The 19,957-nt window shown below is 41.6% G+C and carries 20 protein-coding genes; 8 read left to right on the plus strand and 12 right to left on the minus strand.

Features of this window, described 5'->3' with window-relative positions:
* Positions 1-425: 425 nt before the first annotated feature.
* Together H6G08_RS01710 and H6G08_RS01715 are read right to left on the minus strand one after the other, a co-directional pair.
* Positions 426-764: a COG3650 family protein gene (locus H6G08_RS01710; RefSeq protein ID WP_242046041.1), complete on the minus strand. Its 339-nt coding sequence runs from the start codon at positions 762-764 to the stop codon at positions 426-428.
* A gap of 118 nt (positions 765-882) precedes the next feature.
* On the minus strand, positions 883-1,977 hold the full coding sequence (locus H6G08_RS01715) for an RRXRR domain-containing protein (protein ID WP_190538569.1): 1,095 nt from the start codon (positions 1,975-1,977) through the stop codon (positions 883-885).
* A gap of 349 nt (positions 1,978-2,326) precedes the next feature.
* Here H6G08_RS01715 and H6G08_RS01720 point away from each other — a divergent pair, with 349 nt between their 5' ends.
* Together H6G08_RS01720 and H6G08_RS01725 are read left to right on the plus strand one after the other, a co-directional pair.
* A complete protein-coding gene (locus H6G08_RS01720) occupies positions 2,327-2,860 on the plus strand; it encodes a J domain-containing protein (RefSeq protein WP_190538594.1) in 534 nt (177 codons plus the stop codon).
* Positions 2,861-2,879: 19 nt separating this feature from the next.
* Positions 2,880-3,152, plus strand: a complete 273-nt coding sequence (locus tag H6G08_RS01725; protein WP_190538570.1) for a DUF3143 domain-containing protein — start codon at positions 2,880-2,882, stop codon at positions 3,150-3,152.
* Positions 3,153-3,274: 122 nt separating this feature from the next.
* On the opposite strand, the gene uppS is transcribed toward H6G08_RS01725, so the two are convergent.
* The 3 genes from uppS to lysA all read right to left on the minus strand — a co-directional run bounded on the left by uppS (position 3,275) and on the right by lysA (position 6,480).
* Positions 3,275-4,024, minus strand: coding sequence for a polyprenyl diphosphate synthase (gene uppS / locus H6G08_RS01730; protein ID WP_190538571.1), 750 nt, complete (start codon positions 4,022-4,024; stop codon positions 3,275-3,277).
* Positions 4,021-4,944 carry a diadenylate cyclase CdaA gene (gene cdaA, locus H6G08_RS01735; protein ID WP_190538595.1) on the minus strand — a complete coding sequence of 308 codons (924 nt, stop codon included), beginning with the start codon at positions 4,942-4,944 and terminating at the stop codon, positions 4,021-4,023. Before cdaA ends, uppS begins: the two co-directional genes overlap by 4 nt.
* Before the next feature lie 150 nt (positions 4,945-5,094).
* A complete protein-coding gene (lysA, locus tag H6G08_RS01740) occupies positions 5,095-6,480 on the minus strand; it encodes a diaminopimelate decarboxylase (RefSeq protein WP_190538572.1) in 1,386 nt (461 codons plus the stop codon).
* Between the two features lie 92 nt (positions 6,481-6,572).
* Here lysA and rimI point away from each other — a divergent pair, with 92 nt between their 5' ends.
* From rimI to H6G08_RS01765, 5 genes are all read left to right on the plus strand, one after another.
* Entirely contained in the window at positions 6,573-7,124 is a 552-nt protein-coding gene (gene rimI / locus H6G08_RS01745) for a ribosomal protein S18-alanine N-acetyltransferase (protein ID WP_190538573.1), read from the plus strand.
* Between the two features lie 495 nt (positions 7,125-7,619).
* Positions 7,620-10,088 carry an ATP-dependent Clp protease ATP-binding subunit gene (locus tag H6G08_RS01750; RefSeq protein ID WP_190538596.1) on the plus strand — a complete coding sequence of 823 codons (2,469 nt, stop codon included), beginning with the start codon at positions 7,620-7,622 and terminating at the stop codon, positions 10,086-10,088.
* A 149-nt stretch (positions 10,089-10,237) separates the two neighbouring features.
* On the plus strand, positions 10,238-10,555 hold the full coding sequence (locus tag H6G08_RS01755; protein WP_190538574.1) for a hypothetical protein: 318 nt from the start codon (positions 10,238-10,240) through the stop codon (positions 10,553-10,555).
* Positions 10,552-10,920: an aspartyl protease gene (locus tag H6G08_RS01760; RefSeq protein ID WP_190538575.1), complete on the plus strand. Its 369-nt coding sequence runs from the start codon at positions 10,552-10,554 to the stop codon at positions 10,918-10,920. The genes H6G08_RS01755 and H6G08_RS01760 overlap by 4 nt, the downstream gene beginning before the upstream one ends.
* 76 nt (positions 10,921-10,996) lie before the next feature.
* Positions 10,997-11,611 carry a DUF8692 domain-containing protein gene (locus H6G08_RS01765; RefSeq protein ID WP_190538576.1) on the plus strand — a complete coding sequence of 205 codons (615 nt, stop codon included), beginning with the start codon at positions 10,997-10,999 and terminating at the stop codon, positions 11,609-11,611.
* 6 nt (positions 11,612-11,617) lie between these two features.
* Here the strand turns inward: H6G08_RS01765 and fdhD are convergent, their stop codons facing one another.
* The 4 genes from fdhD to H6G08_RS01785 form a co-directional block, all read right to left on the minus strand.
* The gene (fdhD, locus tag H6G08_RS01770; RefSeq protein WP_190538577.1) at positions 11,618-12,457 is read right to left on the minus strand and encodes a formate dehydrogenase accessory sulfurtransferase FdhD; all 840 of its coding nucleotides are present in this window, start codon (positions 12,455-12,457) and stop codon (positions 11,618-11,620) included.
* Between the two features lie 154 nt (positions 12,458-12,611).
* Complete coding sequence (locus tag H6G08_RS01775; protein WP_190538578.1) at positions 12,612-13,331, minus strand: Uma2 family endonuclease; 720 nt, start codon at positions 13,329-13,331, stop codon at positions 12,612-12,614.
* A 103-nt stretch (positions 13,332-13,434) separates the two neighbouring features.
* A complete protein-coding gene (locus tag H6G08_RS01780) occupies positions 13,435-15,660 on the minus strand; it encodes an FdhF/YdeP family oxidoreductase (RefSeq protein ID WP_190538579.1) in 2,226 nt (741 codons plus the stop codon).
* A gap of 250 nt (positions 15,661-15,910) precedes the next feature.
* Entirely contained in the window at positions 15,911-16,714 is an 804-nt protein-coding gene (locus tag H6G08_RS01785; protein WP_190538580.1) for a hypothetical protein, read from the minus strand.
* Positions 16,715-17,045: 331 nt separating this feature from the next.
* On the opposite strand from H6G08_RS01785, the gene H6G08_RS01790 reads away from it, so the two are divergent.
* Positions 17,046-17,279, plus strand: a complete 234-nt coding sequence (locus H6G08_RS01790) for a hypothetical protein (RefSeq protein WP_190538581.1) — start codon at positions 17,046-17,048, stop codon at positions 17,277-17,279.
* On the opposite strand, the gene H6G08_RS01795 is transcribed toward H6G08_RS01790, so the two are convergent.
* The 3 genes from H6G08_RS01795 to miaB all read right to left on the minus strand — a co-directional run bounded on the left by H6G08_RS01795 (position 17,274) and on the right by miaB (position 19,559).
* Positions 17,274-17,486: a hypothetical protein gene (locus H6G08_RS01795; RefSeq protein WP_190538582.1), complete on the minus strand. Its 213-nt coding sequence runs from the start codon at positions 17,484-17,486 to the stop codon at positions 17,274-17,276. The two genes, H6G08_RS01790 and H6G08_RS01795, sit on opposite strands and share 6 nt — an antisense overlap.
* 366 nt (positions 17,487-17,852) lie before the next feature.
* Positions 17,853-18,095, minus strand: a complete 243-nt coding sequence (locus H6G08_RS01800) for a hypothetical protein (protein WP_190538583.1) — start codon at positions 18,093-18,095, stop codon at positions 17,853-17,855.
* A gap of 99 nt (positions 18,096-18,194) precedes the next feature.
* Positions 18,195-19,559, minus strand: a complete 1,365-nt coding sequence (gene miaB, locus H6G08_RS01805; RefSeq protein WP_190538584.1) for a tRNA (N6-isopentenyl adenosine(37)-C2)-methylthiotransferase MiaB — start codon at positions 19,557-19,559, stop codon at positions 18,195-18,197.
* Positions 19,560-19,957: the final 398 nt, after the last annotated feature.

Here is a 19,957-nt window from a genome sequence, read left to right on the forward strand (position 1 = left end):
CACATTTTTTTCGTTTAGGCTGTCCAGGGTCAAAAGTCCAAAGTCCAAAAAAGCTGAATTTTTGACCCTTGACTCTTGACTCTTGACTCTTACACAAGAAAATGTGTGTACCAGTTGCGTAAGTCCTGAATTTGATGACATAGCGCGAAACATCTATTTTCCTCTGCGTTCTCTGCAGTGGAAAAATATTTTATTTACAGCAGTTTTCACCTATTTGAACCACATCTATCGTAGGGGCACGGCACCGACAATCTTTTGGTACATACAATAATTTTACTGATGCCGTGCCCCTACAGCTTGGTCTATTTACCTGAAAATAGCTGTAACCACAGAGACACAGAGGACACAGAGAAAATAACATACATACAAATTTATAGCCGAGAACTTTTATATACCTTGAAAGGACTAGGTATAAGCGTTTCTCCCTATCTTTTCTCAGCACAGCCATCTAAAACTCGATTACCGAGGATAACTGTTGCTGAGTAAGCATAATTTTTATCTGACATCCCGTCGCTACAATTAGCTTGCTTGATAATTAATAAATTATTGCCTCTACCCGACAATCGATATACCCGCACCAAGTCAGCAGGACGAGCATCAGCTTTTAAAGGTGTGACATAGGGAAACGTTTGTTTTGGCTTGTCTGGTGAAGAATAGACAATACCGCGTTTACTGACAGTAATAGTCCAAAATGGCTCTGTACCCCTAGCAATAAATTCCTCGCTAGTAGCAGATTGTGCAACTACAAGATTATTGTTATTCATCGACAACAAACTTATCCCTAGTCCAAGAATTGCAATAGATGAGATAAAGATTTTCATCAGAAAAATGGGTCTGAAACCCCGTCCTTCAGCGAAGCGGAGGACGGCTTGACAAATTTGTCTAAGCAACTATTAATCCGTTAGAACGACGAATTAATGAGATTTTCTTAGAAAATATCTGCCCAAGTCGTTTCCAACCTGCATCGCTGACAGATATTTGTGTTTCGGTGTCTCCTGACACATAGCCAACACCTTTTGGAGATTTAACCAAGTCACCTTTGCGTAATCCATGACGGGTTGTAGAACCACCATATTTACGCCGCATCCCTCGTTTTGCAGGAAGCATTAGATGAAGTTGGCGACGAGAGTAAGGAGGACGACGAATTACTTTCAATGGTGCGGGTGTAATTGTTACACTGCCAAACCAATTACCACCATCAACTTTTGTTGTGTGGCACTGGCGATACTCAACAAAGTGCGAAGATGCAATGGCAACACCATCAACCGCATGAGTATTAAACTCAGGCTGAGATTTATCTACCTTGTTTTTGGTTAGCCCTAAGTATTTGCGAGTTGATGCGGTTTGATAGCCTTCAACTTTCGCTACTGGGGCAAACTGTTCTAGCTGCTTCAGCATCCATTTTTGTCCGACCATTACAGCAGAGAAACCTTTACCCGATTTTGCTTTTTTCCGCCCACTGGTGAGGTCTACATCTGCCCGAACATACTCGTACCGAATGGATGAGACTGGATAAATTTTACAGAGTTCAGAAACTACTCTCAGTTCAAGTTGACGGTTAGCCCGGATTGATGGAGGAAGTTTACCTTGACGGCGATTGTCAAAGCGTTTTTGACGGTGTGCGCGTTTTGAAAAATCAACCTTACGCTTAATCCTTCTACCTCTGCGACCTCGCCGCATTAACCGTCTTGCGTCCATGCGGTCACGCACTGCTAGCCAAGGCAAAATCAAGTGAGCCGCGTACAGAGTGAATTTAGCAGACTGAACACCAATGCCAGAAAACTTTTTGCCAGGGTCAACCCCGATCACAATATCTTGGGTTGCTCGTCCAGATGGTTCGCTAGTCAGTTGGACGTAGAATTGTCCACAATCCGACCAATGTTTTGTCGCTTTACCGGATTCTACCCATTTCCTAGCCCTTGCGGGTGTTGTGGGCATTAGTTGTTGGTGGTCTTTGTCTACTACAGGTACTCGCATTTTGGTATAACCCAATTACTTGTTGTTAGTCCCTTCCCACAACACAGTTAGAATGTCTTGGTGAGGGGGTCGCAGTCTTGGCGGTTCCCGTCGATTGCGAACCCCCGAACCCGAAGGGCTTTACCCAACTTCTGAACCAATCAGAATTACAGAGGGCTAAACTAGGGAAGCATTTAGCCGTGTGTGTCAAACTGTGTCTCAATGTGGTATTCACTTCTTACGTCGGAATAATTGGTTATTCCAATCCCCGCCCTAAAAGTGCGGGGTTAGTGAAAGAAGTTGAGGTTTACAATATTATAAAAAACTCGATCGCAAGGTGACTCAATCAGCCGTGAATCATCATGGGGTAATGGCACAACGCAGTGAACCGACTTATTACACCCTGCTAGGACTGCATCCCTCAGCATCAGTAATCGACATCCGTCGTGCTTACCGAGAACTGAGTAAACGTTATCATCCTGATACTACCGATTTACCTGCTACTCTCGCCACTGCTAAATTTCAGCAACTCAACGAAGCCTACGCTACCTTGAGCAACCCAGAACGCAGGTTAAGTTACGACCTGAAAATTGGCTATTCTCGCTTTGGCGTGATTAAAGCACCTGCTGATTTAAATCATCCAGTCACAAATCCTTACGACTGGTCAAAATCAGCTTACCTTGATGCCAGCGATCGCCCTCTCTCATCCGGTGAAATTTTTGCCTTGTTTATTTTGGTGTTGACTTTTTTAGGCTGTTTAATACTCGCGATCGCAATTGGTTTAACGCGGGGTGAAGCTGCTTTTCAGACACAAATTACACCACTCAATCCCGTCACTCAACAGCAAATTCAGCAAAATTCCCCATCAGCTAGCCTTTGGGAAATGCAAAATTATTATTATTAAGTTGGAATTTTAACTAATTATGGCTTTTCTTCCCCCTGATGCTCCCCTGTATAACCATACCCTGCCGCAAATTGAGCAGTGGCTCAAAGACCAAGGCTGTAAACAAGATGAAACCGAATTACATTGTTGGCATCTAAAACGGCCTAATTGGCAAGCCGACCTCTCTCTTGATGTCGAGCAACTAACAGTGCGCTACATCGAAGCCGGAGAAAATCGCCAAGATATCCAACGCGCGTTTAAATACTCCCTCAGCCGCGAAGATATTGAACAGGCGGTTTTTTCAGGCCCGTAAATTGGGCATTGGGCATTGGGCATTGGGCATTGGGCAAAAGTCAAATAGAATTGTTAATTTTGAATTTTGAATTTTGAATTTTGAATTGATTTTGTCCTCCCTGTCTCCCTCATACCCAATCCCTATACACCCCCATACCGCCGTTCCCGTTGCTGGTAAGCAGATAAGGCGCGAGAAAATTCAACGCGGTCAAAATCAGGCCATAAAGTATCAGTTATATACATTTCTCCATAAGCCATTTGCCAGAGGAGGAAATTAGATAGGCGCATTTCGCCGCTAGTGCGGATTAATAAATCGGGGTCAGCAATTCCAGCTGTATATAAATGACGTTCAAATACCGCTTCATCAATTTCATCAGGTTGCAGCAGACCTTGCTGAACTTTTTGAGCGATCGCGCGACAAGCTTGTAAAATTTCCTGTCTGCCGCCATAGTTGGTAGCGACTGTAAAGCGAATGCTGCGATTATCCTTAGTTTCTGCCATTGAACGGGAAATTTCTTCTTGGAGCGATCGCGGTAGTGCATTCAAATTGCCGACAAATTGAATTTGCACATTTTCCTCTACCATTTCCCGCAATTCTTGGCGTAATACTCTTTGGAATAAAGTCATCAAAAAATCTACTTCTTCCTGGGGTCTTTTCCAGTTTTCTGTGGAAAAAGCATAAGCTGTTAACGCCTGAATTCCCCAATCTTTGCAACAACGCAGTAAATCCTTCAGCGCATCTACTCCCCGTTTATGACCCATAATTCGGGGTAGACCTTGACGTTTAGCCCATCGACCATTGCCATCCATAATCACCGCAACGTGCTTGGGCAAAAGTTCTCGTTTTAAGCCAGGGGGCAAATCTTGTAATTGAGTTTGTTGTGCTGTCATTTTTTATCTCGAGACGCGGTCGATGGTAATCCGAATAACCGTGAAACTAGTGCTAATCCCTTAGTACTAATCTGACGACCCAAGCTTAACAAACCAGGCGCTACTGCTTCCCGATCCACCGCTGGGGATAATAGAGCTTCTAGTGTCTCTTTTAGTTTCCTAATCGTCAGTGGTCTATTGAGAATTCCTCGCTCCGCTAAGGAAATAGAACCAGTTTCTTCTGATACAACGACACAGATGCAATTTTCGACACGCTCAGTAATTCCCATCGCTGCCCGATGGCGTGTACCCAACTGGCGCGAGGCTGTGCGTCCCGAAAGTGGTAAAATTATACCCGATGCCACAATCCGTGAGCCACGTATCAAAGTTGCCCCATCATGCAACAAAGTTTTTGGTTGAAATATTGTTTGGATTAATTCTTTAGTCACCTCAGCATTTAGCCTTACTCCTGGGACAGAAAAATCTCGCTCATCAATGGGGCCTTTTGTTTCTAAAATTAATAAAGCGCCAATCCGATTTTTGGACAGTTCTTTGACCGCATCAACAATTTCATCAATGACACTATCGGATTTCGGTACTGCCAAACTGGATGGTTGAAACAACTGCCGGAATTCGCCACGACCCAATTGTTCTAAAAATCGCCGAAATTCTGACTGTAGCGCCACCGCCATTGCTACCGCACAGCCAATTACTAATTTTTCTAGAACGAAATTTAATAATGGTAGCCCCAACTTATTACTGAGCGCTGAAGCTAACATCAAAATAATAAATCCCCGTACCATCCATAATGTACGGCGCTCACTAATAATAACCAAGATCATATATGTCAGCGCCAATACGAAGAAAATATCCAGAGTCCCAAGCAGCAAGGACTGCGACCATCCCAGGTTTGTCAGCCATTGCTTCCACCAATCTCTCATGACATCTGGATTACTATTTTGCCTCGAAATACAGCGATCTAATAGTCCAGAGTCAATAGTCAATAGTCAAGAGTTGATATCGATCAACTCTGGACTTTGAACTTTAGACCTTGGACTTTGGACTTTGGACTTTGGATTTTAGATTTTAGACTATTTTTTCAGTCTTTCTGGTAGGCAATCTTGTCGGATCAAGTCTTGATATGTTTCGCGCTGCAAAAACAAATTTGCTTCGCCGTTAGCAACCACAACTGCTGCCGGTCTGGACAAGCGATTATAGTTAGATGCCATACTGTAATTGTAAGCACCTGTTCCCATAACTACGAGAATATCCCCTGGTTCCGTTTTTGGTAGTTGGGCATTTTTAATTAAAATATCCCCGGATTCACAATGCTTACCAGCAATTGTGACAGTTTCTGTTAAGGGAGCAGACATTTTATTAGCTACTACAGCTCGGTATTGTGACTGATAGGTAATTGGTCGGGGATTATCCGACATACCGCCATCAACAGCCACGTAGGTACGAATTTCGGGAACAACTTTAACTGAACCAATAGTGTAAGCCGTGACGCAAGCTGTGGCAACTAGCGATCGCCCTGGTTCACATAATAACTTAGGTAAAGGTAGATTCGCTTGAGTGCAAGCTGTTTGCACTACTTCACAAATCGCTTTCACCCACTCGTCAATGCTAGGAGGATCGTCCGATTCTACGTACCGGATGCCTAAACCACCTCCGACATTTAACTCTGTCACATTTAAACCATACTTAGCTGCATCTTGCAACCACTGCACCATCACCGCCGCTAAATCTTGATGGGGTTGACGCTCAAAAATTTGCGAACCAATATGAGCGTGTAAGCCTACGCAGTTCAACGCCGCAGTATGCTGACTGACAAAGGTAAAAACCTCATCTAAATCGTTGGGATCGAAACCAAATTTACTGTCTAAGTGCCCTGTACGAATATATTCGTGGGTATGACACTCGATACCTGGTGTCAATCGCAACATAATGCGGATAGGCCCAGAGTCGGCTAATTCCACCAAAGTCTTTAACTCATACCAGTTATCCACCACAATAGTGGCACCAGATTCAATCGCTAAAGTTAACTCAGAGCGAGATTTATTATTACCGTGGAGATAGATTTTTTCCGGGTTCATCCCCGCAGTCAGAGCGGTGTATAATTCTCCCCCAGATACAACATCAATGCCTAAGCCTTCAGACGCAACAATCGCGCAAATTGCTAGACAATTCCAAGCTTTAGAAGCATAAAGTACCTGAGATTCCCCTTGATAATATTGCTTGAAACCATCTCGATATTGCTGACAAGCCAAACGCAGGGTTTCTTCATCTAAAATATATAAAGGCGAACCAAACTGCTGCACCAGGGTTGTGATATCACACCCACCAATTTCCAAGCAGCCATGACTATTTACTCTAGCCGTCAAGGGAAGGAGTTCTTGATTGGGCGAAGTGTTACGCCTTAAAGGTAAATATTGACTACCAGCATTTTGAACCCCAATAGGGTGAGTCGATACCATAACTATAAGAGTTGTCCTTGTTCAAATTATGGGCGTGAGTGAGTCTCCCGATTCCCAGTTTACAAAGGGTTTGTAATCTTATTCAAATAAATGTGATCTTATTAGACTTAAAACTTCAACCACTGACATCAGAAGATCTGAGTGCAGTGCTAGAACTAGATAAAGCCTGTTTTGGCGGACTTTGGACTTTAGAGGGCTACCAACGAGAGATGGATAGTCCTAACAGCGATTTGCTGGGTTTATTTTCCCCAGTCTCCAGCTTGAAGTTGCTGGGGATGGGTTGTTTTTGGTCAATTTTAGAAGAAGCCCACATTACAATTTTGGCAGTACATCCCCAATATCACTATCAAGGTTTGGGACAAGCTTTACTCTATTCCCTCCTCAAGACAGCTAGCGATCGCGGTTTGGAGCGAGCCACCCTTGAAGTTAGGGCTTCCAATTTAGCGGCTATATCTTTATATCAAAAATTTGGCTTCAAAACAGCTGGCAGAAGGCGGCGTTACTATCAAGATAATGGCGAAGACGCTTTAATTCTGTGGCGTGGCGATCTCCAACAGCCCGAATTTCAACCCGCTTTACAGGAATGGGAAAAAATGGTGAGCGATCGCCTGGCTAAATCCGCTTGGCAGTTGGTATTTGCTTAATTGGGCATGGGGCATGGGGCATTGGGCATGGGGCATAGGGAAAAAGTCAAATAGAATTCTTAATTTTGAATTTTGAATTTTGAATTTTGAATTGTTTCCCCCCTACTTCCCTTCAAGCCAGCTTTATCAAAAAAACACATTTTCTTTAAAGAACTTTCATGAGTATTATTTATTTTTTTAAGATTTTAAATTTAAAAAACAAATAAAATATTCATAATTCTTGACTTAGCTAGCCATATATGTTAAGAATAAATGTTTGGAAGTGGTTGAAAAACAGACTTCCGGTGTTTTTTGGTGGGAAATTATCGCTAAAAACGCTGGTTATCTTGTTCTCCTCAGTACAACAGCCACACAAAAGTAGTAAATATTCGGGAATTACACCATCAAATTGGGTGATGTCTCTAGGATGTCTTGATTTTTTGATACAGATATCCTAAACCTTAGCCTGTGCTAAAATCAGCGTACCGGCACGACGCAGGTGATGGGAAAAATGCCATGTTTGAACGCTTCACAGAAAAAGCTATTAAAGTAATCATGCTGGCCCAAGAAGAGGCCCGCCGTTTAGGCCACAATTTCGTCGGCACTGAGCAGATCCTCCTGGGTCTGATTGGTGAAGGGACGGGAGTGGCGGCCAAGGTGCTGAAATCAATGGGCGTCAATCTCAAAGATGCCCGAATTGAAGTAGAAAAAATCATAGGCCGGGGTTCAGGCTTTGTCGCGGTGGAAATTCCATTTACACCAAGGGCAAAGCGAGTTCTGGAACTATCCTTAGAAGAAGCGCGCCAATTAGGCCATAACTACATTGGCACCGAGCATCTCCTGTTGGGCCTGATCCGGGAAGGGGAAGGTGTAGCAGCTAGGGTGCTAGAAAACCTCGGCGTGGATCTATCTAAGGTAAGAACCCAAGTCATTCGCATGTTGGGAGAAACAGCCGAAGTTTCGCCGGGTGGATCGTCCAGCCGTACCAAAACCCCAACTTTGGATGAATTTGGCTCAAACCTGACCCAAATGGCAACGGACAACAAACTCGATCCTGTGGTGGGACGCGCCAAAGAAATCGAGCGAGTTATTCAGATTTTGGGACGCCGGACAAAAAATAACCCAGTGCTGATCGGCGAACCAGGGGTTGGTAAAACAGCGATCGCGGAAGGTCTAGCGAGCCGCATAGCCAACAAAGATGTCCCCGACATCCTGGAAGATAAGCGCGTAGTCACTCTGGATATTGGCTTGCTGGTAGCAGGTACCAAGTACCGGGGTGAATTTGAAGAACGCCTGAAGAAAATCATGGACGAAATTCGTCAGGCGGGTAACGTCATTCTCGTGATTGACGAAGTACACACCCTGATTGGTGCAGGTGCAGCAGAAGGCGCAATCGACGCCGCAAATATCCTCAAGCCAGCCTTGGCTAGAGGTGAATTGCAGTGCATTGGCGCAACAACCCTCGATGAATACCGCAAACACATCGAGCGCGATGCCGCCTTAGAACGACGCTTCCAACCAGTCATGGTGGGCGAACCCTCAGTTGATGAAACAATTGAGATTTTGTACGGTCTGCGCGATCGCTACGAACAACACCACAAGCTGAAAATCTCCGATGAAGCTTTAGTAGCGGCGGCGAAATTATCAGATCGTTATATTAGCGATCGCTATCTCCCAGACAAAGCCATCGACTTAATCGATGAAGCAGGTTCCAGAGTCCGGTTGATTAACTCCCAGCTACCACCCGCAGCCAAAGAGTTAGACAAAGAACTGCGCCAAATCTTAAAAGAAAAAGATGATGCAGTTCGCTCCCAAGACTTTGACCGAGCTGGGGAATTGCGCGATCGCGAAATGGAAATCAAAGCCGAAATCCGGGCGATCGCTCAAAGCAAAACCAATGCTTCTGGTAACGAAGGTTTAGAACCAGTCGTTACAGAAGAAGACATCGCCCACATCGTCGCCTCCTGGACTGGCGTTCCGGTGAATAAACTCACCGAATCCGAATCCGAGAAGCTGTTGCACATGGAAGACACCTTACATCAGCGTCTCATTGGTCAAGAAGATGCTGTCAAGGCCGTTTCCCGCGCAATTCGCCGCGCTCGTGTCGGTTTGAAGAATCCCAATCGACCAATCGCCAGCTTTGTCTTCTCAGGCCCCACTGGTGTTGGTAAAACCGAATTGGCAAAATCCTTGGCTTCTTACTTCTTCGGTTCCGAAGAAGCCATGATCCGTTTGGATATGTCCGAATACATGGAGCGTCACACCGTCAGCAAACTGATCGGTTCACCTCCAGGTTACGTTGGCTACAACGAAGGTGGTCAGCTAACCGAAGCAGTCAGACGCAGACCTTATACAGTGGTGCTATTCGACGAAATCGAAAAAGCCCACCCCGATGTCTTTAACATGCTGCTGCAAATTTTAGAAGACGGTCGTTTAACCGATGCTAAAGGTCGCACCGTTGACTTTAAGAATACCTTGCTGATTTTGACATCTAACATCGGTTCTAAGGTTATTGAAAAAGGTGGTGGCGGTATCGGCTTCGAGTTTGCTGATGATGCTAGCGAATCGCAATACAACCGCATTCGCTCCTTGGTGAACGAAGAACTGAAGCAATACTTCCGTCCAGAATTCCTCAACCGTCTAGACGAAATTATCGTCTTCCGTCAGTTGAGCAAAGCCGAAGTTACCGAAATCGCCGACATCATGCTCAAAGAAGTATTTGGTCGCCTGACCGAAAAAGGTATCACCTTAGAAGTCACCGATCGCTTCAAAGACCGCCTCATTCAAGAAGGCTACAGCCCCAGCTACGGCGCAAGACCATTACGTCGAGCAATTATGCGCTTGTTAGAAGATAGCTTGGCTGAAGAGATTCTCTCTGGTCGCATTAAAGATGGCGATATAGCGCTGGTTGACGTTGATGAAAACGGTAACGTTCAAGTCAGTTCGCAACAGCGTCGAGAATTGTTATCTCAAGGCGTTGAGTAAGATTTAAAATTTCCGATTTGAGATAAAACTCAAATTTAAAAATTCAAGCGGTAGAGTATTAATTACTCTACCGTTTTTTGTTGTTATTACAATTTCTGAAGTGGGAATAGATAAAATAAAGAACAGCCTGGAAATTAAATAAGGTAAATATGACCAAAACAAAGCCTATTCGCCGTCGTCACCAAGGTAGGATTTTTCCAGAATTTCAAATTCCACTAGAAGAATTAGCTAGGCGGGAAGCAGAAAAAAATGCTCGTGGGCAAAAAGCTCGGATTATTTTTGATCGAGTTTGTCCGCAATTAATAGATGAACATTACAATTGGTTTATTTTAATTGAACCAAACAGTGGTGATTATTTTATTGATCGTGATGAGGATGTTGCTGACAAAAAAGCGCGGGAAAAATATCCTAATAGCTGGCTCGTTACATTCCGTCTCAATGAAACAGGCACTTGTGGACGGATATGATTTCAGGTAGGTTTGGTGAAATTGGGGAGCTAATTTTTGAAATAGAGATTATTTCAGTTGATGGAGATAGCTATCCAATCGAAGTTTTACTAGACACAGGATTTACATCTGGTTGGTTGGCGCTGGATATACAAGACGCTGAAAGTATAGAGTGGCGTTTAATTGAACGTAATAGCACTATGCAAATGGTGCGGGGTGAGGCTTTTTTTGATATCTATGAAGGCAAGGTGAAATTGGATGAGCAGGAGTATATAATTCCTGTTTTAGCTGCCGATGGAATTCCTGAGCCTCTATTAGGTTTACAATGGCTGAGAATCTTGCCATTATCTGTAAATTCTTCAACAGGAATTTTGACACTAGGGTAAAAGTAAGTTGAATTAATTTACCGCAATCATCAACAATATTCCTGATGTTGCTGCTTTGTATCTTAAAATTTAAACAATGTCAATTTACAAAACTATACTTTGGTTCAATAGCTTAAGTTTATTACTAATAATTATTCTCATATTTGCTACTAAAGCATTTGATATCTCAGCAGGCGGATTATTTTTACCTCCTCCGGCTCCCCAATATCCTAGCGCTGGTTTATTAACACATACTTTTCAACTATTATGTTGTGTACCTCCGTTAGTATGTGCTTTTAGTTTTGCATTGTTGCAAAAAATAAAACCTAACGGTAAAAACAATAAATTTCTTCTTTTTTCAGCATTGTTAACAGCAGGATTTTTAATTAATGAGATTTATCGAATTCACATTACTGCTTTACAATTTGGTATTCCTAAGTTAGGAACTGTTTTCATTTATGCTACTATTGGCATTGCCTATGGATTAACTTTTAGAAAACAATTAAAATCAACACAATATTTTACACTTATAGCTGGCTTAGGTTTATTAGCTATTGCTATTACAGTAGACTCACTCAAATTGAGTGGTAATAGTATTCCTAGTCTGCTTGAGGGTATACCTAAGTTATTTAGTGGATTGAATGTGGCGCTTTATTATTGGTTTGTCTGCTATCAAGAAGTTCTAAATTCACTACATTTGGAAAAAAAATAACAATTTTCAAGCAGTTTTTATCCGTTCCCAACCTGTATATATATTGAAACGTTCTCCGCGCAGGAATCCAATTAAAGTAATTCCGAATTCTTGAGCGACAGAAACAGCTAAACTGCTAGGAGCAGAAACAGAACAAACAATTGGTACTCCCGCAACTGTGGATTTTTGCAAAATCTCAAAGCTAGAGCGACCGCTAACCAAAAGAATATAATTATTTAAGGGTAATTCGTCACTGAGTAATGCTGAACCAATTAATTTATCTAAAGCATTATGACGACCAATATCTTCTTGTAAATTTAATAGTTCACCTTGGGTATTAAATACAGCCGCAGCGTGTAAACCGCCTGTAGCCGTGAAGATACCTTGAGCAGCCCTAAGTTTTTCTGGTAGTTTGTAGATAATTTCTGGTGTAACTATCGGTTCTTGGGGAATTATTGCACAATTTCGCAAATGCAAAGCTTCTAGGCTGGCTTTACCGCATACACCACAAGCACTATTAGTATAAAAATGGCGTTCTAAGGGTTGTAAATCGGGAATTAATTCTTCCCGAAGTTCTACATTTACTATGTTTTGACGTTGCTGTCCGTCTATAGATTCGTCTACGCAATAACTCATGCGTTGAATATCTTTTTTAGAATTAATTACGCCTTCACTAAAAAGGAAACCAGCAGCTAATTCAAAATCTGCACCTGGTGTGCGCATGGTTACAGCTATTGTGCGCTGCTGAGAAATTAGGCGAATTTCTAATGGTTCTTCTGTGGTGAGATTATCCAAGCGGGTGCGGATTTTGCCATTTTCTACCACACGAATATTAGCTTTTGTTTTGCTTCCCAAAGGCTTATTCATTAGTAAAATTTTTAGGAATATTATTGAATTTTTTAAATTGATTTAGGATACGTATTAATTAAAGCTTTTGGTGCGTTGCGCTACGCGACAACACACCCTACATAACAGATATTTAGTTTTTTGAAGAATTGAATAGGATTGCTACATACTACTTTTACAAAGTATCTGGATCAATACCTAATTCTCGCAGTTTTGTGGCTAGGCGTTCAGCGCGTTGTTTTTCTTGTTCAGCACGTTGTTTTTCTTGTTCAGCTAGTTCCTGTTGTTGTTGTGCAAATTCTTCTGGGGTGGGAATTACCTGTGCTTCGGCGGTGAAATAGCGCAATTTACTTTCATGGATACCTAAATATAAACTTAGCTGTTGACTCCATAATAAACCTTGGGGATTTGGTTCTATAGGTTGATATGTTCCACCTAGCAAAATAAATCCAGCAAATTCTAAAGTCTTGGGATCAAACCAAAAATATTCGGGAGTACGAAAGATATCTTGATAAATTTGTTTTTTTAACCCTTTGTCAACTGATGCAGTTGTCGGTGAAAGTAATTCGATAATTAAATTGGGATATTTACCGTCTTCTTCCCAAACAATCCAACTATTACGAATTCGGTTTTCTGTGTTGCAAACGATAAAAAAATCGGGGCCGCGTACATCTTCTGACTTGCGCTGACGTTGGCTGTAATAAATACTAATATTGCCAGCAGCAAAAAAATCATCAATATGTAAATAGTCTCGCCACCACCATTCTAAGCATTTTAATAACAGCAACATTTGCTGTAAATGTAGATATGTTTCCAAAGGCGGTTCGTCACTCAATAAATCACTGTTTGGAAATATAACATCTTCTGGTATCGGTAAATCTTTGGCGACGGACATGGTTTTTTTGTTGGGTGATTTAATTTTATCAACAAAGGCAGAGGGCAGAAGGGGGGCAAGGGGGACAAATGACTATTGACTATTGACTATTGACTATTGACACCTAATCTCTTTTTTCTAAACGCGCGATCGCATTATAATCTGGTACTCCTTCTAGGGAACGTTTAGTTTTATCTAGCAGTATGTTTCCTTCAGGCCAATGTACTTGTAAGTTACCTGGTTGAATCGGTGCTAAATACACTTTTCCTGGTAACTCGCCTAAATCATTTTTCACAATCACGCGATCGCCATCTTGTAATCCTAATTTTGCCGCATCGTTGGCATTCATTAACACTGCTTCTCGGAATGCGCCTGTAATGGCATCTTTCCGTTCTTGTACCATACTATTAAACTGCTTACCTCGACGGGTGGCGACAAAGAAATAACCCGGTGGTAATTCTTTTTGCGGTGGCGTTAAAGGTGTAAAGTGCGCTTTTCCATCAGGTGTGGAGAAATTCCAGCCAAAGCACAAATGTGAACCACCATATTGAAATTGATCGCCCTGTTGTTTTAAGTGTTGAATTCCGGCATATTGGGGAATAATTTGGGCGATCTCTTGGCGCATGGCGGCTGTATTTGGAAAGGATAATTTATCAGCTAAATCTGGTTTGACTCGCCTTGCTAATTCCATAAATACTTCCCATTCTGGAAGCGCTTCGCCAATACGTTGTCCGGGGATTTCGGGACTAAAAATTACTCTTCTTTCGGTGCTAGTTTCTGTTACCCCTCCGGGGATTTCATAGCGAGTTGTGGCAGGTAAAAGAACTACTGTATCTGCTGGTTCAACTAACATTTGAATAGACAGCACAATATCCATATGTACCCGCAATGGTATTTGTTTTAAAGCAGTTTCTACATAATCGGGTTCTGGAAGTACTTCGAGGAAATTACCGCCTACAGAAAACAACACATCTATATTTCCTTGATGGGCTGCATTTATCATTTCTGGTGCAATTAATCCGGGTGTTGTTGGGACTTCAAAACCCCATTTTTGGCTTAATTCGGTAGCATTTTCTAAAGTTATCGGCTTACCACCAGGAAACACTGTAGCGTAACATCCCATTTCTGCACCGCCTTGTACCCCAGAATGTCCGCGAATTGGCATTAAACCGCAGCCTTCGCGACCGACAAAACCTTTGGTAAGGGCTAAGTTGATGATACTGCGGACGTTATCTTCGCCGCATTCATGTTGAGTAATGCCCATACTCCAAACAAATACGGCTTTGTTAGCTTCAGCAACCATTTTCGCAAAAGCATACATGCGATCGCGCCCAGTTCCAGAAAGTTTTTCTAATTCTTCCCAAGATTGGCTTGCTAGCGCTGTTTTCAGTTCTTCAAAGCCAGCAGTGTAATTTTTAACAAACGACTGATCTAGCCAATCGTTAGCAATCATGTGCTTAATTGTACCGTTCAAAAATGCCATATCTCCACCCAAGCTGACCAAAAAGAAATCTTCGGCAAACTTGGTACCAAATAAAGCACTTTCCACAATGGAAGGTACCCAGTAGCGTTCCATTCCTGGTTCGCGGTAGGTGTTAATTACAACTATTTTTGTGCCAGCTTTTTTGGCATAGTGGAGATATTTGACAGTAACAGGCTGATTGTTAGCTACATTTGAACCGATAAAGACTAATAAATCAGTACCAATCCAGTCTTTATAAGAACAAGTAGTAGCCCCTGCACCTAGAGTAGATTTTAATCCAGCTGTGCTGGGTGAATGACAAATCCGGGCAGCATTATCAATATTATTGCTTCCCATTGCCCGCACGGCTTTCTGGGTAGCATAGTAAGTTTCGTTAACTGTGCCGCGACTGGTAATGTAAAAGCTGAGGCGGTTTGGTGTGGTTGCACGAATGCGATTAGCAATCACTGTTAATGCTTCATCCCAAGTGATACGGCGAAAGCCTTTGTCTCCTCGCTGGCGTATCATGGGATAGGGAAGCCTGCCTAAATCCCGTAATTGAGAACTTTTTTGTGTTTGTAAGGGGGAAATATCCTCTAGTATTTCTGCATCAAAGGCTGGCATAGTATTCATTTGTAATAGTCGCAGCCTGACATTGCAGAGATGAAGCCCATCCAGCGTCCAATCTTTCATGCCGGTGGTTCCCAAGGCGCAACCATCACAGACACCTTTATTTAGGATATTCCAAGCGTAGGGTAATTGTTTACGAGATAGCCATATTGCGCGAAAAACTTCCCAGTAGTTGTTAGGATATTGTTCGCCAATGCCGAAAGGCTTCCAACTAGCCCAGTGTTTAGGTGTCCAAAATTTCGCCGGTTTGGGCAACATAGCTAAATTTCATAGGTGAGGATGCTTCTTACAGGCTAACATTTAGGTAAGTGGGTTGGTGTAATTGACGGTTATTTGTTATTTGTCATTTGTTATAAATCAATACCGTTCAGTTAACGTCAAAAACTTAAACCGCATAGGTTGGGTTTCGTTCCTCAACCCAACCTATGCGGCGATTTGTTGGGTTTCACTTCGTTCAACCCAACCTACATTTATCCTTAATTAATCACAGCCGTTGTATAGCTTATTTTTATTTACGACAGTTTAGTTGCTCTGTTTTATTTTGATAAGTCAATTTAACAGATGAAGCATCAGTAAATTGATTATAGGGAAGGTTAGCAATACCTACACCTTTGTCACCAATTATTTCTAAATTTAATTTCCCATCATCACCTGAACTACCAAGATCGTATATGAGATAGTTTTTACCGTAATATGGAGCAATAAATTTTATGTTACCTACGCGATCTATAATTGGTTGGCAGATTTTGAATGAGTTAACAATTGTTGTGTAACGATGAAATTCTTTTTCTGCCCATTGTTGGCGAATTTCTGCCGAAGCTGTAACGCCTGGAAAACCGTTGTTATAAACCATCATTAATGGTACAGCGATCGCGCAGGGAATTATGGCTCTTAATAATAAAATTAAAATATTGCGAGAAGACTTGCGGCGTTTGAATTTACAAGCAGTATGAATTCCCACAACTGATAGAAACAGCGCAATTGGGAATATAGCAAGAATCACGCCTGGGGATAGTATGGAGGTTAAGAAAGATAAATAAAGGTGAATTAGCAACCTACCTACTAGTAAACCCATGACACCAGCTAAAACGAGAAAAGAGGGTTCAATATCTAATTCTTGTTTAGAAAGCTGTTGAAATAGTAAAGCAGTAGTGTAGATACCGAGACAATATAATAATAGAGCGATCGCACTCCACAAACTCAGCAATTCATTAGTCTGCATTTCGCGATAGTTGAGAAAAAAATTAGTACCAAACAATGCAGTAACTAAACCTACGCACACCGCCGAGACTGTAATTATATGGTTTCTCATCAGGCGATCGCTCCTCAAAGCATACAGCATATTTGAATATAGCCGTAGCTGAAAATTTTCATGTCTCAAAATGCCTAATTGCCTGATTATATGGGTATTTTCGGTTATATTAGCGCTTCAACAAAGGATTGCATTTGCTTGTTTCAACAAAAAGCTGACTTTCAGTCAGCTTTGCTCAATTTCTTGCGCCCTTGTGGCTGACTTTTGATTGTTGCAGTAAATGTTAAAAATTTTTAAGAACAAATAAAATTCTATCCCCAGGCAGAAGTTAATTGCTGGAAGTTTTATCAAACTTAAATCTGTGTTTCTCTTGAATTTTTTAAGTAAAGCCATGCAAAATGACACTGCATTATCAAAAGAAGGTAAAAAAATGTTTTTTCATACCGAATTAGTCAGATTTGGTGTGAAGTATGATAGAGCTACACAAGTTGCTAACATCTTAGCTGCGGAAAAACCAGATGAGCTTTTGACAGAAGAAGAAAAGCAACTTGTAGATGAAGTTTGTAATGAATGGCTGAATAACTATAATCGATATAAGAATATACAAAACTCAGCAAATTTATAATTCACTGCAACCATTTCTATCTTTTAATATCTTTAATATTTCTGCTAAATCTTCATGCAGAACTTGAGTATTTTCAGTTTTATCTAAGATTTTATATATAGCTAATTGGTTTTGGATAATAGTATTAGTCACTAATTCTAAATTATCTAATCTTTGGGCTAGAATATTCAAACGTAACTTAATTTCGTTAATTTGCGTATCTATCATAGAGTTTCTGACTATTTATAAATTATAAATATATACCATTAGATATAGGCATTTATCAGCCTGTAGATAGAGGTTTTTATTACAAAAAATAGTAACGAGCGCTACATTGAATTTAAAATAATGTTTGCGATACTCAATTATTGTTAAACGAAGAATATAAAAAGGTTAAGTTAAGACTAAGCAATGTCCGTAATATTATTCTGCCTCTAGCAATTATTCCCATGATTTTTTAATATTGGTATAAGCATATAAAAAATTGACCCTGAGCGAAGTCGAAGGGTCAATCTAGGTGAAAAAATTCATGCCTAAATACGATGTCAATCTGTTAAACAGGTAAAGCTTGACGCACTTCGATGGCTTCACCAGTTAAGCCGTCTCACTGTTTGGGGTTTGGGGCATTGATTCAATTAATGCGCGTAGTACTTTATTAACAGACTCAGGAGTTTTGAAAACTTTTGCCACATCTTCATCCAATACGACAACTGTTAGCCTTGGTGTTTCATTATCCCTAGCAAATCGGTTCGGTTTCGCTTTTTGGTAATCAAATTGATACTCATCTAAAAGCTCATCATCCGAATTTTGCGCATCTTTAAAAGGTGTTTCGCTCATAATCTTCTCGTTCCCTTCGAGTCGCTAAACGAGCAATAACGATCAGAATAGTATTAGATAAGCCAATACTATCTAATTTGTAATTCAGATATTACATAATTAAACAGGTAAAGCTTGACGGACTTCGATGGGTTCACCAGTTAAGCTAAAAGCACGGACTTCGGTAATTTTAACTTTTACCAATTGCCCTTTAAGTTCCTTAATATCACCAGTAAAGAAGGTGAGGCGATTACCGCCTGTACGTCCCATTACCTGGGTAGTATCTTTGGGATTTTGGTCTTCTACCAACACTTCCTCAATGCGTCCCATGTAACGTTGCGATCGCTCTGCTGCTTTGATGCCCACTAAATGATTTAATCTTTGTAGGCGATCGCTTTTTACTTCTTCACTCAGTTGATTTTCCCACAAAGCGGCTGGCGTTCCTGGGCGTGGAGAATAAGCAGCTGTATTCAATTGGTCAAAACCGATATCTTCTACCAATTTCAAAGTATTCTCAAACTGCGCTTCTGTTTCTCCAGGGAAACCAACAATTGCATCGGCGCTAATCGATGCATCGGGCATATAATGGCGAATTGTATCAATTATCCGGCGGTATTTTTCATGGGTATAACCGCGTGCCATTGCCTTCAACAAATCGTTATCCCCTGATTGAAAAGGAATGTGGAAGTGTTCGCAAATCTTTGGTAATTCGGCACAAGCCTTAATTAAGCGCTCAGTAAAATAACGGGGATGGCTAGTAGCAAAACGTATCCTTTCAACCCCTGGCACATCATGGACGTAATACAGCAAATCTGTAAAGGTGTGCAGGTGTCGCCCTTCTGGCGTTACTCCTGGTAAATCCCGTCCATAAGCGTCAATATTTTGACCCAGGAGGGTAATTTCCTTGTAACCTTGCTTACCTAACTCCACCATTTCGGCACGAATGGCTTCGGGTGTACGAGATTGTTCGACACCGCGCACGTTAGGCACTACGCAATAGGTACAGCGTTCGTTACAGCCGTAAATTACGTTTACCCACGCCGTAACTTTGCTATCCCGTCGCGGCTGGGTAATGTCTTCCATAATATGTACTGGTTCGGTAGCGACAACTTGATTGCCTTCAAATACCGATTCCAGCAAATCTTTCAGACGATTGGCATGTTGTGGCCCCATCACCAAATCTAATTCGGGGACGCGGCGCAATAAACTTTCGCCTTCCTGTTGAGCGACACATCCAGCAACAATCAATGTTAAATCTGGTTGCTCGTGTTTACGCTTGGCTTGTCTGCCAAGGTAAGAATATACTTTTTGCTCCGCATTATCCCGAATGGTACAGGTATTGTAGAGAATTACATCTGCACTATTGGGATCTTCAGAAAACTCAAAGCCCATGTCTTCTAATATGCCAGCCATGCGCTCTGAGTCGGCTTTATTCATTTGACAACCAAAAGTAGTGATGTGATAGCGGCGTTTAGAAATGGTCATGGGCAATTATGCTTAAGCAGTGTTAGTTATTATCTCAGCTTTTTTCCTATTCTATCTAAATGTTGCCAGAGGACTCCCTGTGGATGCGTCAGCTTGCGTGAGAGATAAATTGCAACCAAGAGAAAACCGAGCGTAGCAAAACTTCTACATACTTTGATAGTCTATGTAGAAAATACTAAAATGATAAAACATTCAAGCAGTCGAGAGAATGCTCATAAATGCACATGAGCTTTAAACCCTTACCAATGACTAAGGGACTTCCAAATAAAAAAACATCCCAATCATTACAGCAGTTTTCACCTATTTGAACCACATCTATCGTAGGGAACACCGACAATCTTTTGGTACATACAATAATTTTACTGATGCCGTGCCCCTACAGCGTGGTCTATTTACAT

The sequence above is a fragment of the Calothrix anomala FACHB-343 genome (assembly GCF_014696435.1).
GTDB classification, from domain to species: Bacteria; Cyanobacteriota; Cyanobacteriia; order Cyanobacteriales; family Nostocaceae; genus Aulosira; species Aulosira anomala_A.